This is a genomic window from Paenibacillus sp. J31R98 (assembly GCF_056269245.1).
Map to the genome: position 1 here is coordinate 747,114 of NZ_JBWDNO010000002.1, position 15,276 is coordinate 762,389.

The following is a 15,276-nucleotide window of genomic DNA, read 5'->3' on the forward strand; positions in this document are numbered from 1 at the left end:
AGCCTTACGGCCAATCCCCTGGGGGAATGCCGTAAGGCTTCTTTCATTTGCAATTAAGCTGCATGGCTAGCTGAAGCTGCTGCTCTGCGCTGGCGCTTCGATTTACGGAAGAAGAACAATTCGTAAATACAAGGTATGATCAGCAAAGTGAGCAATGTTGCTGCTGCCAGACCGCCGATTACGACGATCGCAAGGCTTTGCGATACGATGCTTCCGCTCTCGGAAGAGCCGAATACAAGCGGCAGCATCGCGGAGATTGTTGCGATGGCTGTCATCAGAATCGGACGAGCACGCGTTGTTGCAGCTTCGATCAGCGCTTCGCGGATCGTCATATGCTGCTCGTTCTGCTTCACGCGGTCGATGAGTACGATCGCGTTCGTTACGACGATACCGACAAGCATGAGTGCCCCGAATACCGCTGTAAAGTCAGGCGATACATTCGATACGATCAAGCCGACCACTGCGCCGATTGCTGCAAGCGGCAGCGAGCACAGAATAGCAAGCGGTGCACGCAATGTCTTGAACGTAACTACCATAATCAGGTAAACGATTCCGATAGCGACCAGCATGATGATGCCAAGGTCAGCGAAGTCGGATGATTGGTCTGCCGAAGCGCCGCCAACAGTAAACTTGACGCCTTCCGGTGCTTTCAACGCGTTCACTTTCTTCGTAATTTCAGCGCCGACAATCGACAATTGGCTTGGTTCGACGTCAGCTGTTACACGAACGTACGCCTTGCCGTCTTTGTGATAGAACGTGCTTGCTTGCTCGGACTTCACAATCTTAGCAACCGAGGATACCGGCGCTGGACCTGTTGCCGTCATAATCGTTAGCTTATTCAGATCAGCTTCTGTCTTCGGATCAGACATCGGCTGCAGAATGACGCTAGTCGTGCGGCCATCTACATTAACCGTACCAATCGGCATCGGGTTCAGCATGCCTTGCAGCTGCTGTGCCACTTCGCCGGCTTTGGATTTGAGCGGATCCATTTGGAACGTGTAAACCGGTTTCTTCTGCTCTTGGTTCGACTTTACTTTAATAACGTCTTTCACAGGCTTGATGGCTGCGATCACTTGATCAGCGCCCTTGGAAATCGCTTCAAGGTCATCGCCTGTTACGTCAATCGTAATCGTTGTCGAGCTGCTGCCGCCTGCGAAATCCATTGCGCCAGCATTCAAGTCAGCGCCTGGGAAATTCGGTCGCTCTGCTTTAATTGCATCAATCGTCTTGTTGGCGTCTGCGCCCGCTTTCATATCAACAAGGAACGTAACCAGGGTCGGTGAAGATACTTCACCGTATTTCGCGCCGTCCGAGCTGTTGCCGTTCTGCATCAGAGCCCAGTCAATGTCGTCGCGGCTGTTAATGATTTTCTCTAGCTTACGGCCTTCTTCTACAACTTTGTCATGCGGCGTTTCGCTTGGATACTCGAGCGTAATGTTCAAATTCTCAACACTTGAAGAGTCCAGCGCGCCTTTCGGCATCGCCATGTATGCGCCAATCGAACCGCCTAACAATAGAACTGCGACTACGAGCGGCACCCATTTGTGCTGCAAGTTCCAAGCCAGGAAGTTCGAGAAACGCTTGGAGCCTTCATGTTCCTTCATCTTCGTATTACGCAGCAGCACTGCGCTCAGAATTGGAACAACAGTCAGTGCAACGAGCAAGGAAGCCAGAAGCGAATACGTAACTGTCAGTGCAAAAGGAAGCAAGAACGCTTGGAGCGAGCCGCGAAGCAAGCCCATCGGCAGGAATACCGCTACCGTTACAAGTGTCGAAGAAGTGATGGCTGTTGCCACTTCCTTGGTTGCATCCATAATGAGCTGAACGGAGAATTGCTCTTTCTGCAAACGGCGGTAGATATTCTCGATAACGACGATACTGTCGTCGACAAGACGACCTACTGCAACGGCAACACCACCGAGTGTAATGATGTTCAGCGTAATGCCGGACATTTGCAGCAAATACAATGTAATACCAAGTGAAAGCGGGATCGATACAATCGTTACGAGCGTTGCACGCAAGTTACGCATGAACAGCAGGATAACGATAGTAGCGAACAACGCACCCATCAATACTTCGCGAAGCATTGAGTTTACAGAGTGAACAACTTGCTCGGATGTGCTCGAAAGCACTTTAATTTCTACGCCCTTCATATCTTTGTTCAGGCGGTCAACTTCTTCTTTCACGCCATCGCCGACTTTAACGGCATTGGCATCTGCGGTCTTGGAGATTGTAAGCATGAGCACATTCTTGCCATCGAGGCTGCTGATGCTCTCCAGTTGATTTTGCGGCTCAACCGTAGCGACATCGCCCAGTGTGACACCGTCAGCGACCGGCAGCTTGCGCAGCGTATCCAGATCGTTAATTGATGCTTCTACGTTAATGTTACCGGAAGCGCCATCGATTGTTTTCTCGCCGATGGATGCGGATGTGCCGCGGTTCTGCAGGACGCCCATCAGTGCTTGGAACGGTACGCCTTTGGCAGCGAGCTTATCCGGATCTGGCGTGACTGTAATGTTAGGAGTCGATTTGCCGCTGAGCGATACATCGCCTGCGCCGTCCACTTTCTTGAACGCGTTGATAATGTCCTTCTCCGCTTTCTCGCGGTCTGCTTCTTTGATACCGTCAAGATTGATGGATACCCAAGAAATTGGAATCATCGAAGTGTTGAACTGCACCACATAAGGTGTCATAACACGTTCAGGAAGCTGCACGGAGCGAACAGCTGCTTCTACTTCTGCCTTCGCATCCTTCATATTTGTTTTCGAGTCAAAAGAAAGATCGATCTTCGAGAAGCCATTACCGGATGACGAAGTCATCAAGCTCTTGCCTTTAACGAATTGCACCGCTTCTTCAATCTTCTCTGTTACTTCTGTTTCCATTGATTTGGCATCATAGCCTGGCCCAATCGCGGCAATTGTTACCATCGGATTGTCTGCTTCAGGCAGGAACTCCATCGGAAGCCGGTAATAACTGATGACCCCCATTACGAGTGCCATAAGCACTACTAGCTTCATTGCGGCTTTGTTATTGAAAGCCCATTTGGTAATCCATTGCATTGCTATTCTTTTCCCCTCTCCTATGGTTCTTCTCAGAACTCCTTGTTAAAGAATACCTAATTCACTAGTAATGTGTAAACGTCTCTAGACCAGTCTTTATCCCCGACCTAAGACGGAGGCGCGGATGCGTCTTGAGGCAAGAAGTGAGTGATTACTCACTTTACAGCTTTTGGAATTCAGAGTATGATTGTTGTGAGTAATCACTCATTTTACTACTATTCCATTCCAAGGATGTGTTGCGTCATGTCTGCATTACCAATCGTGGAAGTCCGTAACATTACGCGCCGCTTCGGCAGCAAGACCGTTCTCGACGATATCTCGTTTGGTGTTGAGCGCGGAGAACTTCTCGGTCTTCTCGGTCCATCAGGCTCAGGCAAAACAACGCTTATTAAGCTCATCACAGGCATCGATAAGGCAGATGGCGGCAGCGTCGTCATGCTCGGCGAGCAGATGCCGAAGCTGGCCATGCTGCAGCGATTCGGCTACATGGCACAGTCTGATGCGCTCTACAATGAGCTGACAGCCAAAGAGAATTTAACATTCTTCGGCTCCCTCTTCGGGCTCAAGAGCAAGCGGCTCACGACCCGCATTCAGGAGGCAATGGCAATCGTGGGCCTGCAGGACGATCTGAATAAGACGGTCTCCGCTTACTCCGGCGGGATGAAACGCCGATTGTCACTAGCGCTGGCGCTGCTTCATGAACCTGAGCTGCTCATTCTGGATGAGCCGACTGTCGGCATCGACCCCGTGCTCCGCCAATCTATCTGGCACGAGCTCGGTACAATGCGCGAACGCGGAACGACGATCATTTTGACAACACATGTCATGGACGAAGCTGAGAAATGCGATCGGCTCGGGTTGATCAGGGACGGCAAGCTGACCGCGATCGGCACGCCTGCCGAAATTAAGGAGAGAAGCGGCACTTCAACGATCGAAGAAGCGTTCATCGTCTACGGGGGAGGTGTCAGAGCATGAGAATCCGTGCATTAGCCATTCGCATAATCCGACAGTTTCTTCGCGATAAGCGGACACTTGCGCTGCTGTTCCTTGCTCCTCTGCTCATCCTTACATTAATGAAGCTTGTCTTTAACGGCAACTCTGTAGAGCCGAATATCGGCGTCGTCCAGATACCGAATGCAATCGTTGAGAGATTAGCGGATTCAGACGCGACCGTTACCAAGTTCGATGATTCGATAGCTGCGGAGGATGCTCTGAAGGCTGGTGATTTGGATGCGGTGCTCTCGCTTGCGGGCGGCAAGCCTGATATTACGCTTGAAGGCAGCGACCCATCCACGAGCAAAATGGTGCTGCTTCTCCTCCAGCGCACGATGAGCGCCGAAGCGCCTGGTGTCGCACCAGCTGTCACGTATTTGCACGGAGCTGCGGATATGGCTTCGTTTGACTATTTTGGCCCCGTGCTGATCGGCTTCTTCTCGTTCTTCTTCGTGTTCATGCTCGCAGGCGTCTCGTTCCTTCGCGAACGGACCAGCGGTACGTTGGAAAGACTGCTCGCAACGCCCATTCGAAGATTCGAAGTCGTGCTCGGCTATTTAACCGGCTTTGGCCTGTTCACGCTGCTGCAGGCCGCTCTTATCGCATGGTACGCCATTAATGTGCTCGGACTGTACATGGACGGCTCCATCTGGCTTGTGCTGCTGATGAATTTGCTGCTGTCGCTAACAGCGCTGACGCTTGGCACGCTGCTCTCCTCCTTTGCAAGCAACGAGTTTCAGATCATTCAATTCATCCCGCTCGTCGTTGTCCCGCAGGTGTTCTTCTCCGGTCTATTCAACCTGGAATCGATGACGCCATGGCTGCAGGAGCTGAGCCGCATTATGCCGCTCTATTACGGGGCGGATGCACTTAGAGGTATTATGATTCGAGGCGAGAGCTGGTCGGACATTCAAGTTGATATCTATGTTCTGCTGGGCTTCTCGATCATCTTCGCGCTGCTGAACGTCCTTGCTCTGAAGAAGCATCGCTCGATTTAACAAGTGCCCGGCGCATATGGTATGATCGTGGCTAGTATTGGGAACCGGGTTTAGAGGAGTTGAGAGATGATGACTGAAACGATGGAGCAATGGATGGAAGAGCTGCTGAAGAGTGAATCGGCTAGCGAGAAAATGACAGAGAAACAGGCGAAGATCTTGGCATCTGCAATTGAGGTGTTTGCCGAGAAAGGCTACGCCGCCTCTTCAACAAGCGAGATCGCGCAGCGCGCGGGAGTCGCCGAAGGCACGATCTTCCGCCATTATAAGACGAAGAAGGAGCTGCTCCTCTCCATCGTAGCACCTGCGATGACAAAGCTCATTGCACCGTTCGTCATTCGCGGCTTCGGCAAAGTGTTCGATTCGAACTACGATAGTTTCGACGCTGTGCTGCGGGCCATGATTGAGAATCGGATTGAGTTTATCGAGAAGCATCGCAGCATTCTGAAGATTCTCCTGCAGGAAATACCGTTCCATCCGGAGCTGAGAGTACATCTTCAGAAGGATATTCTCGCGAAGGTGCTCGAGCGTCTCGAGAAGATCGTCGTCAAATTCCAAGCACAAGGGCAAATGGTTGACCTGCCTTCGATGACAATCATCAGGCTGTGCATCTCCACCATTATGGGCTATATCGCCGTCCGCACCATCTATGGCGAACGTGAAGATGCCGTGTGGGACGATGCACAAGAGCGCGAAGAGACAATCAAGTTCATTATGCGCGGGCTTGGTTATTCAAGCTAGAAGCAATATAGCGCAAAACAACAAAACACCTGAATCAGCAGAAACGCCACTTGAGCGCCTGTTGATTCAGGTGTTTTTGATTGGTGGTTTATTCCGATATCGTTCTCGCCTTATGCAAAGGCGAATTGTCCAGCATGCGGAAGCGCAACAGCAGCGCGATTCCGGCTAGCGAGAGCAAGCCGCCTGCCACGTAAGGTAGCGTAATGTCCATTGAGAACAAGGAAGCTCCCACGAGCGGACCTATGATCCGGCCAAGGCTGTCCATTGAAGAGCTAAGCCCAGAGGCAACACCTTGTCCAACCGTCGTCTTCTGCGTAATCAAGGATGTCACGCATGGACGGATGAGCGCGTTCCCGATGCCGAAGATCGCAAGGTAGATCGTTGCCGTCGTCAAGCTGTGAGCTGTTACGAGAAGCAGGAAGCCGATGGCCGAGATGATCAGGCCAACCGCGATATACATCGGCTCTTGTCCTTTGCGAATGCGTCTGCGAACGACGCCGCCCTGGATAAGTGCTCCAACAAGTCCGCAGACAAGGAACATAACGCCGACTTGAAGCGGAGTTACATCGAAGCGCTTCATGCCGAACAATTGCAGCGTCGCTTCGAGGCCAGCAAGTGAGACCGAAACGATTAATGCTAGGACATACAAGTATTTAAGCGAGCCGGTGAACGCCTTCCAGCGGGACGGCTTCTTCTCGGTAGCTGCCGCTGCTCTCATCTCCGGAGATAGCGATTCCGGCATCTTCGTCACAGCAATCAGAAACGTAATGAGTGCTAGCGCAGCTGCCGCGAAGAACGGTGTATTCTGCGATACGAGACTTAATAGTCCGCCGAAGCCGGGGCCGATTGTGAAGCCAAGGCCGATCGACATGCCGACAAGTCCCATGCCCCTTGTCCGTTGGTCGGGCGGTGTTATATCTGCTACATATGCGACAATTACGGAAGTTACGGCTCCTGAGAACAGGCCGCCTAAGATGCGAGATGCATACATTATTGGAAGGCTGCCGTCTGCAATCCCGAACAACAAGAAGCTCGCAGCGAAACCGAGCACACCGATTAGAATGACTGGACGACGGCCGATACGGTCCGACAGTCCGCCCCAGAACGGAGACAGCACGAACGCGACCGCAGAATAGATCGATAACATCATGCCCGTATGGAACTCAACCGCTCCCGGACTTGCTTTTTTAATAAGCTCTGGCAAAACTGGAATAATAATCCCAAACCCAATAAAGGTCGTGATTAGCATCAGCATTACGACGCCAAGTCGTTTGTCTTTGTTCATTTTGTTCCCTCCACTCCATCATCGTACCACAACTGCCTTATGTCTTGTTATGAACAAATGAAGAACAAACAAGAGCAGCAGATCGACACCGCTGACGAGAAAAGGAGCATGCGGGCCCATCATATCCCATAGCTTGCCAGACATGATGCTGCCGAATACCGTTCCAAGCCCTTCAATGGTCAGGAAGAAGCCCCAGACTGCACCACGCTCCGCCTTCGGTATCGCCTGGGCGATTAACGCGTTCCAAGCTGGAATAATGCAGGCGTAGCCAAGTCCAACGAAGGCGATAATAACCATAACGAGCGGCAAATTCCGTGTATAACCTAAAACCGTCAACGATACGGCAGCAGTTAGAAAACCAACATGCAAGAACCATTTGGTCCCGAATTTATCGACCCATTTTCCGACAGGAATTAGACCAAGCACGATGACCGCGCCGCTACAGATCAGATATAAGCTGTACTGCTGCGGCGTGAGATGAAGCACAGTCCGTGCAAATTGGGTCAACACCGGTGTCAACAGCCCTAACGCGAAGTTCTGCATGAACATCGCCGGATAGAGCAGCTTGCTCGCATGCAGCGACTTACTTACTCTTGCGAAATAGCGGCGAACACGCACCATCCAAGGCAGATGCTTCTCTTCCGCGAGCTCAGATGAAGCGGCAATCGGGGCTTCGTCCCGATTCTCAAGCGCCATCGACTGCTTCCTGCCCGGCAGAAACCATGCGACAAGGACAACGACAACCATCATGACAAGCAATATTCGAAAGGCAGGCGTATAGGTATGTACGATGAAGAAATTAATCACGATCGGTCCGCAGCCAACGCCCGTGAGCCATGCCATGTAGACGACGCTCATGATCGTACCGCTGGATTCGTTGCCAGCTACGGTAGTCGCGCCATTGATTACGCATGGCCATAGCGGAGAAGTACCGACTCCAAGCAGCAGGCAAGCGACGACAACCCAGCCAAGACCGCTCGTGAACGAGACAATGACAACCGACAAGGTCGTGAACAATACGCCGAACAACATCACATAGCGGTAACCGATCCGGTCGATGACCCAGCCAAGCGGGCTGCGGAACGCGTTATCGCCTATATATTGAAGCGCGAGCGCCCAACCGACCGCATAGGCGGACAGATCGAGCTCTTGCCTCATATAAACAGGAAGAATCGAGACGAGCAGAGCCCCTTTCACGAATTCAACCAAATACATAATAATGAGCAGCTGGACGACAAATGGTGACGATAATACTTTTTTCCCTGCCCAGCCTTTAGCGATACTCATACTTGTTCCCCTTCCCTGCTTGCTTTGCATTATGACTTACGTTCAATTATTCTAAGCAAAAAAGTTACTTGCAATCCCCCCTAGTTTTGCTATACTGGGCTTTGTTTGTAAACACATTAATCACGAAAGGCTGGGATGAATGCTAATGGATCATACCCGGACCCCGCTGTTCAGCGCACTGCGCAAACATGCGGCTAATAACCCTGTTCAGTTCCACATTCCCGGACATAAAAAAGGTCTAGGAAGCGATGCCGAATTCCGCGAATTTATCGGTGACAACGCGTTGTCCATCGACCTTATAAATATTGCGCCGCTCGACGATTTGCATCAGCCGACTGGCGTTATCGAAGACGCCCAAAAATTGGCAGCCGATGCTTTCGGAGCTGATTATACCTTTTTTTCCGTACAAGGAACAAGCGGCGCCATCATTACGATGATTATGTCGGTCTGCAATCCGGGCGATAAAATCATTGTGCCGCGGAATGTTCACAAATCGGTCATGTCCGCGATTATTTTCGCTGGTGCCCGTCCCGTGTTCATCTCTCCTGCCCGCGATTCCAATCTCGGTATCGATCATGGCATCACGACAAAGTCCGTCAAACGCGCGCTTGACCGTCACCATGACGCGAAAGCGGTGCTCGTCATTAACCCGACGTATTACGGCATCTGCGCAGACTTGAAAGAAATCGTCGATCTCGTCCACAGCTACGATATTCCGGTTCTCGTGGACGAAGCGCATGGCGTGCTCATTCACTTCCATGAGAAGCTTCCTATGTCGGCGATGCAAGCAGGCGCAGACATGGCGGCAACGAGCGTGCATAAGCTTGGCGGTTCGATGACGCAGAGCTCGGTACTGAACGTACGCAGCGGTCGTATTAATCAACATCGCGTGCAGACGATCATGAGTATGTTGACGTCTACTTCAACTTCTTACATCTTGCTCGCTTCCTTGGACACAACTCGCCGCAACTTGGCGATTAACGGCCATGAGATTGCTGAGAAAGCGATTGAGCTTGCGCAGCATGCACGTACCGAGATTAACAAAGTGCCGGGCCTTTACTGTATCGGCGAAGAAATTCTCGGCGGCGAAGCGACGTATGATTACGATCCGACGAAGCTCACGATTCACGTCCGTCATCTCGGCATCACCGGATATGAGACGGAGAACTGGCTGCGCGACCATCACAACATTGAAGTTGAGATGAGCGATATGTACAACATCCTCGCCCTTGTCACACCGGGCGATACGTCTGATTCAGTCGGCACGCTGCTGCATGCGCTTCGCGACCTGGCAGAACAGCATAAAGTGAATGAAGCGAATGAATTGATCGTCAAGATTCCAGAGATTCCACATCTATCGCTCACGCCGCGCGAGGCATTCTATGCCGAGACGGAAGTCGTGCCGTTCAAGGAATCGGCTGGTCGGATCATCGCCGAATTCATCTACGTCTACCCGCCGGGCATTCCGATTCTGCTCCCGGGCGAGGTTATTTCCCAGACGAACATCGACTATATCGTCGATCACGTCGAAGTCGGCCTGCCGGTTAAAGGTCCGGAAGACCGCAGCATTCAATTTGTGAAGGTCATCGTAGAGGAAGAAGCGATTTCCTAATCTCTATAGCAGCATCAACGTTTGCCCCTGCTCTCTTTCTCACGAAGGAACGGCCGGGGCTTTCTTTTTGTCCGCTCCCTATTAGAACTGGCGGTTATTGTCAATCTTGCAGCGATAATGCTATGATGTGGAAGGAGGTGGGCATAATGAGTCAAAGCGCTTACATTAAATTTGTGCAAGGTTCTGCCGTGGATCAGCTCAGCCTTAACGATGTGAAGGAACGGCTCGGCCGTTACAAGGAACAAACCTCGCTTACCGGCCAGCAATTGGGCTGGGATTATACCGACGCCGCATTTCCTTATACCATTGAGACGAAGCCTGGCGAGGAGAATCGGTGGTTTTACTTGAAAGGAACGACTCCGCAATACAATTATATCTTGTTCGGTGTTGGCACTGAGAGCGCTGGCGATAGGGAGATCTCGCATGTCCAAGTGGTGCTTCCCGACTCTGCGACTCATGGCGACAAGTCGAAGGCTAATGAGCTGTGCAAATATTTTGCCAAGCATCTGGGGGCCGAATTAAAAATGTTTAACGGACGCACCATTTACTATAATCCGCGCAAATAAGAAAACTCCGAGGCCGCTAGGGCTTCGGAGTTTCTTTGTTCATGCTATACTTACGCTTGTTCGTTCTCGCGCTGCGCGATTTCTTCGTATAGCTTCGTTACGCGCTCCCACTCGGTATCGTCTTCGATACCAACAAGGAATGCTTCGCCGTCTTCTTCTTCAATACGGAAAATAATTCCGTCAGCCTCCGGATCGTTGCGGTCCAACAATACGGAGTATACTTGGTCTTCGGATTCAAACGTAAATACCATCACCATTTCACGCTCGACGCCTTCCTCGTCAGTGACTAGGAATACGTGCTCTTCGTGGTCATGATCATGGTTGCAATTCTCATCATGTACGTGATCGCTCATTGAAAGTAACCTCATTTCCATTCTTGATTTATTCATTTCGTATCGTAACATGTAAGCATCCTCAGGGTCAAACGAAAGCGCCGCAAACCTTAGAGGCTGCAGCGCTTTTGATCATTTCGTATTATTTGGCTGTGATCGTTTTCTCTGAGACAACCTTCCAATCGTCGGTGCCGGCTAATTTCATATAGAAGTGAATCGTATACTTGCCTGCTTTATCGAACGTATAGGTATAGTCGTCCGTCCGGTACCAGAAGTTATCCTTGTCGACAGAGACGCTCTTCGATTGAATCGTCTGCTCATCGCCCCCTGGATCTGCAATGGTCACCTTCACTGCTGAGATGTCTGTCATTAAGTTATCGATCTGAGCGAATACTTTAAACGTAATTTTGTTGCCCTTCGTTACGTTGCCGAAGATGTTCGAGTCCTGGAATAGGAACATATGAACGTTCGGCTTATAGATCGTTACCTTCTTCGCGTTGTCATCCCAATTGACGAGCGCTTGAAGCGTGCTCGCAACTTGCCTTGCCGATAAATAAGTCTTGCCATCTGTGAAAATACCCGCATCGTCAAGCTCGCTGCCATTCACGATAACACGCACTTTCTGAGAAACCGAATCCGCAAAGAGCATCGTTCCTCCCCACAGCGACAGGACAAGCGTCATAATGAGAAGCCTTCTGAACTTCATGGCTGCAAACCCTCCGTCCGTTAATCTGGATGTATGGTTATACTCACCAAGTCGTCCAAAGTTGCGCCAATTGAAAACATTTTTTCCTTACCATATCTTGTCAAACTATGGCGAAAACTGCGCTTGCCCGGGAAATAATCAGGGGGGCTATTCCCCCGCTCCCTATACGTACGTCCGAGTCAAAATGCAGGGTACACCCTTGCCCACAGCACCTGGCTGCTTCATGCTCTCGTAGTAGCGCATCCCTCTCGCACATGGCGTTTTGCACACGCTGCATGTGTCAGACAAGACGAGCTTCAGTACCGTTTGTTTGCGGTCCGAAGCGCTTTTCTTCTTCTTCTTTGATGCTTTTCCTTTACCGGCCATGTTATCCGCACCTGCCCATCTTAACAATCCGTTCATAGCCATCGTATGTGGGCGGATACGCCTATGTGCTTGACCAAGGTTTTCCTTTCCATTTTCATAAAGAAGTGATAAATTTGTAAGTAACCTACCCGCATATAGGAGGACAACCTCTTGGATATCCAAATGCTCGGCACGGGCAATGCGTTTGCGAAGTTGTACTTCAACACCAATGCGCTGATCTATACGGAGCAGCATACCCTTCTGCTTGATTGCGGCAACACGGCGTTGTTGTCTATGCACAAGCTGGGCAAATCAATCAATGACATTGATGCGATTCTCATAAGCCATATCCATGCTGACCATATCGGCGGCTTGGAAGAGCTGGCTTTCCAGATGAAGTTTATTTATAAGAGAAAACCGCTGTTGTTCATACCTGAGGCGCTTGTAACGCCGCTCTGGGAAAGTTCATTGAAGGGCGGACTGCTGCAGGATGAGGGCGGGTCGCTTGATGAGTATTTTGAAGTGAGACCGATAGTACCTGGAATCAACAATGAGCTTCTGCCAGGCTTTGCTGTCGAGCCGATTCAAACCGACCATATCCCGAACAAAATCAGCTATTCTTACTTCATTAACGAGTCGTTCTTCTACTCAGCCGATCTGAAGTTCAACCCCGAGCTGCTGCAACAGCTTGTTGATCGAGGCTGTAAGACGATCTTCCATGATTGCCAACTGCGGCCGCCAGGTGTCGTTCATACGACATTAGATGAACTCTCTTCGCTTCCAGTTCATATTAAAGAACGGGTCTGGCTCATGCACTATGAAGATATTAAGCCTGACTACGAGGACAAAGCTGGTATGATGCGCTTCGTCGAACAGCATGTTCGCTATACATTGTGAGAATAGCAAAAAGCCCGCTGATGAGCGGGCTTTTCTTATTATCGCTTATTTTAGAAGTTTGGCAGTTGATCGAGGTTATTCGATGGGTCACCGTCGGCATTGCCTCGGATATACGTATCGCCATCTTTGCCTTTGAACGTGTTTACGCCGGCAATCGCGCCGCTCTCTGCTTCCGCAAGTGCCTCCTCATAATTCAACACACGTCCTGCAGATGTTTGGAACGAGGTGAGATCACCATCGCCATTCTTCTGCACCGCAACGATTGTCTCTCGCTGCTCGCCAGCTGCTTCTCCGGATTGCTCCGGCATTCTCATGTACATGGGGATTCCTCCTTTTTGGCAAGATATTCTTGTAGGATGGCTAATTAGGCGCTTAATTATGCGGAGCTGCTGTATGCAGCGGATACAATAAAAAAATCCGGGATGCCCTGTTCGAGCATCGCCGGATATTAAGGCGTGTTATCTTCACGTAATGGAGGCTTCATTCGGCCCGTTTCTATTCTGCCTGACGGAGGCCCAATTACTCTTCCTTTATCGGATGAATCATAAACGTCGCTAAAAACAGAGGTCGAACTCGGCATGACGATTTCTGACTGTTTGTTCAAGCAACCTGTGCACACGAACAGGATTAGAACGGTGCTGCACAGCAAGATTGTCTTCACGTATACCACTCCCGAAAGGTGAGATGGGATTAGTATACCCGTGAAGCTAACTCAGCAAACATTTCCTCATTTACCGTCTGGTTGCTTTCGCTTCTGGAGGCAGCTTCCTCTTCCATACAAAGGCTTCATCGTAGGCCATCGTATCATTGATGACCATCTTGGCTACACATAAGCAAACCGCACCGACGATACCAAACAAACCAACCAACCATATAAATAAATGAGCAGCTTCCGCCACTAGACAATCCGCCTCCCCAAGGATAACCTCTTGGGTACACCTTATGCGGCCCTCTGTCGATTTAGACTAATTTTTTGTGAAAAGTGGTTGACATCTTTTTTGGCGTTTGCTATATTATTACTTGTCACTAACGAAGTACTTCACATGATCTGGTAGCTCAGCTGGGAGAGCACTATCTTGACAGGGTAGGGGTCACAGGTTCGAACCCTGTCCAGATCACCATAATTTAAACGTCGAAACTCCGCAGAAATGCTGGAGTTTTTCTTTTGATACAGGGTTTTTTAAAGTAATAGTACAGCGGCTTTTTAGAGGGCTTGTTGCAAATTTGTTGCAAATCTTTTATTGCTCGCAGAAAGGTGCATCCAAACGTTGAATGAAAGTAATGTCATGAAGCTCTATTTCACGGCTAATGAAGCCGCTGAATATCTAGGTGATAATGTGGAAAATGTACGTACTTTCTGCCGTCACAATATGATTCCCCACCAAAAAATTAAGGGTAAATACTACATTGCAAAATTAGACCTTGAAAGACTTTATCGTGAGCAGTATTCTCCTGATGCTGTAATTAGAAGTGAGCAACGGATTTCAGACTTCTGGAATAACTTATTGCCGCCTCGAAGTTGACTGATTTTTAAGCTATGCGAGTAAAAACAAATCGAAAACATCCATAAAAAAGAGCCGTCAGGGGTTATCCTGAGGCTTCTTTTTTTTACGCTTTTGCTTTGTAGTACGCATCTGTCAACTTAACTAGGTCAGGTGCAATCTTTAGTCCATAGTCAAACGATCTCTTCAATAAATTCTTCACCGTGTTCCAATTCGAATATGCCGCTCTTTGTTGTTCCCCTTGTAGTCCTAATAAGCAATTTCTGATTATTTTATAACTCATTCTTTAACAATGAGTCCAAATATTTTTGCAAATATATAAGCTTGTTCACGAGAAATAGTGCAACCTTGCAAATGATTCACATCCACACCTAATCCATTAAACTCACAATCACTTAAATCAATTCCGTTTAACTCTGTACCTGAAAATTGAGCCTGATCTATATTGGTACGATACAACTCAATTTTTTGTAATTTAGAAGAACTAAAATCCGTTTTGCACAGAAAACTATCTTGTATAATAACTTGCTTTGTGTTTGCAAATCTAAATGTTGCATAGTCGGCTATACAACTATCAAATAAAACATTCCTAAGTGTTACACTTGCTAAATTAATGCCAATCATTTTACATTCCTTGAATTCTGTTCTATGGATGATGGCATCGCTAAAATTCACATTAGACAGATCACATTTTTCAAATATAACATCTGTAAGTTCAACTCCTGTTAAGGTTGTTTCTGTAAATGTTACATTTTTAAAGATGACTTTATCAAAAGTAACTTTATTAGCCTCTTGATTTTCAACCACACAGTCGGTAATCATTCCCATTTCGAAAAAATCATTGGATTGTATTTCAAGCAGCTTAACTACAGGTAGTTCACTTAGAAATATTTTAGGGCTCTCTAATTTCATGTTTTTTTTCTTATTATTCATGTGCGAAATCTCCCTTTGATCTT

At 49.1% G+C, this 15,276-nt stretch carries 16 protein-coding genes and 1 tRNA gene; 8 read left to right on the forward strand and 9 right to left on the reverse strand.

The window, feature by feature from the left end:
- Positions 1-53 precede the first annotated feature (53 nt).
- Positions 54-3,059: an efflux RND transporter permease subunit gene (locus AC0YNX_RS12070; protein WP_475815917.1), complete on the reverse strand. Its 3,006-nt coding sequence runs from the start codon at positions 3,057-3,059 to the stop codon at positions 54-56.
- Between the two features lie 243 nt (positions 3,060-3,302).
- On the opposite strand from AC0YNX_RS12070, the gene AC0YNX_RS12075 reads away from it, so the two are divergent.
- The 3 genes from AC0YNX_RS12075 (at position 3,303) to AC0YNX_RS12085 (ending at position 5,788) form a co-directional block, all read left to right on the forward strand.
- Positions 3,303-4,034: an ABC transporter ATP-binding protein gene (locus AC0YNX_RS12075; RefSeq protein WP_475815918.1), complete on the forward strand. Its 732-nt coding sequence runs from the start codon at positions 3,303-3,305 to the stop codon at positions 4,032-4,034.
- Positions 4,031-5,050: an ABC transporter permease gene (locus AC0YNX_RS12080; RefSeq protein ID WP_475815919.1), complete on the forward strand. Its 1,020-nt coding sequence runs from the start codon at positions 4,031-4,033 to the stop codon at positions 5,048-5,050. Before AC0YNX_RS12075 ends, AC0YNX_RS12080 begins: the two co-directional genes overlap by 4 nt.
- 66 nt (positions 5,051-5,116) lie before the next feature.
- Positions 5,117-5,788, forward strand: a complete 672-nt coding sequence (locus tag AC0YNX_RS12085) for a TetR/AcrR family transcriptional regulator (protein WP_475815920.1) — start codon at positions 5,117-5,119, stop codon at positions 5,786-5,788.
- 88 nt (positions 5,789-5,876) lie between these two features.
- Here AC0YNX_RS12085 and AC0YNX_RS12090 read toward each other — a convergent pair whose 3' ends face one another.
- Both AC0YNX_RS12090 and AC0YNX_RS12095 read right to left on the reverse strand, forming a co-directional pair.
- Positions 5,877-7,073 carry an MFS transporter gene (locus AC0YNX_RS12090; RefSeq protein WP_475815921.1) on the reverse strand — a complete coding sequence of 399 codons (1,197 nt, stop codon included), beginning with the start codon at positions 7,071-7,073 and terminating at the stop codon, positions 5,877-5,879.
- 18 nt (positions 7,074-7,091) lie between these two features.
- Positions 7,092-8,360, reverse strand: a complete 1,269-nt coding sequence (locus AC0YNX_RS12095; RefSeq protein WP_475815922.1) for an MFS transporter — start codon at positions 8,358-8,360, stop codon at positions 7,092-7,094.
- 145 nt (positions 8,361-8,505) lie between these two features.
- Between AC0YNX_RS12095 and AC0YNX_RS12100 the strand changes: the two genes are divergently transcribed.
- Both AC0YNX_RS12100 and AC0YNX_RS12105 read left to right on the forward strand, forming a co-directional pair.
- Complete coding sequence (locus AC0YNX_RS12100; RefSeq protein WP_475815923.1) at positions 8,506-9,972, forward strand: aminotransferase class I/II-fold pyridoxal phosphate-dependent enzyme; 1,467 nt, start codon at positions 8,506-8,508, stop codon at positions 9,970-9,972.
- Positions 9,973-10,118: 146 nt separating this feature from the next.
- Positions 10,119-10,538 (forward strand): DUF1885 family protein, encoded by a 420-nt coding sequence (locus AC0YNX_RS12105; protein WP_475815924.1) that lies wholly within the window; start codon positions 10,119-10,121, stop codon positions 10,536-10,538.
- A gap of 50 nt (positions 10,539-10,588) precedes the next feature.
- On the opposite strand, the gene AC0YNX_RS12110 is transcribed toward AC0YNX_RS12105, so the two are convergent.
- The 3 genes from AC0YNX_RS12110 to AC0YNX_RS12120 form a co-directional block, all read right to left on the reverse strand.
- Complete coding sequence (locus AC0YNX_RS12110) at positions 10,589-10,891, reverse strand: DUF1292 domain-containing protein (protein WP_126015829.1); 303 nt, start codon at positions 10,889-10,891, stop codon at positions 10,589-10,591.
- Between the two features lie 121 nt (positions 10,892-11,012).
- Entirely contained in the window at positions 11,013-11,576 is a 564-nt protein-coding gene (locus tag AC0YNX_RS12115; protein WP_475815925.1) for a stalk domain-containing protein, read from the reverse strand.
- A gap of 162 nt (positions 11,577-11,738) precedes the next feature.
- Positions 11,739-11,984 carry a hypothetical protein gene (locus tag AC0YNX_RS12120; protein WP_475815926.1) on the reverse strand — a complete coding sequence of 82 codons (246 nt, stop codon included), beginning with the start codon at positions 11,982-11,984 and terminating at the stop codon, positions 11,739-11,741.
- A 120-nt stretch (positions 11,985-12,104) separates the two neighbouring features.
- Between AC0YNX_RS12120 and AC0YNX_RS12125 the strand changes: the two genes are divergently transcribed.
- Positions 12,105-12,818: an MBL fold metallo-hydrolase gene (locus tag AC0YNX_RS12125; RefSeq protein WP_475816236.1), complete on the forward strand. Its 714-nt coding sequence runs from the start codon at positions 12,105-12,107 to the stop codon at positions 12,816-12,818.
- A 50-nt stretch (positions 12,819-12,868) separates the two neighbouring features.
- Here AC0YNX_RS12125 and AC0YNX_RS12130 read toward each other — a convergent pair whose 3' ends face one another.
- Positions 12,869-13,138: a DUF3892 domain-containing protein gene (locus AC0YNX_RS12130; protein ID WP_475815927.1), complete on the reverse strand. Its 270-nt coding sequence runs from the start codon at positions 13,136-13,138 to the stop codon at positions 12,869-12,871.
- Positions 13,139-13,549: 411 nt separating this feature from the next.
- Positions 13,550-13,717, reverse strand: a complete 168-nt coding sequence (locus AC0YNX_RS12135; protein WP_475815928.1) for a hypothetical protein — start codon at positions 13,715-13,717, stop codon at positions 13,550-13,552.
- Positions 13,718-13,863: 146 nt separating this feature from the next.
- Between AC0YNX_RS12135 and AC0YNX_RS12140 the strand changes: the two genes are divergently transcribed.
- A tRNA-Val gene (locus tag AC0YNX_RS12140) sits at positions 13,864-13,939 on the forward strand.
- Positions 13,940-14,086: 147 nt separating this feature from the next.
- A complete protein-coding gene (locus AC0YNX_RS12145) occupies positions 14,087-14,341 on the forward strand; it encodes a helix-turn-helix domain-containing protein (RefSeq protein WP_475815929.1) in 255 nt (84 codons plus the stop codon).
- Positions 14,342-14,599: 258 nt separating this feature from the next.
- On the opposite strand, the gene AC0YNX_RS12150 is transcribed toward AC0YNX_RS12145, so the two are convergent.
- On the reverse strand, positions 14,600-15,253 hold the full coding sequence (locus AC0YNX_RS12150; RefSeq protein WP_475815930.1) for a pentapeptide repeat-containing protein: 654 nt from the start codon (positions 15,251-15,253) through the stop codon (positions 14,600-14,602).
- Positions 15,254-15,276 lie beyond the last annotated feature (23 nt).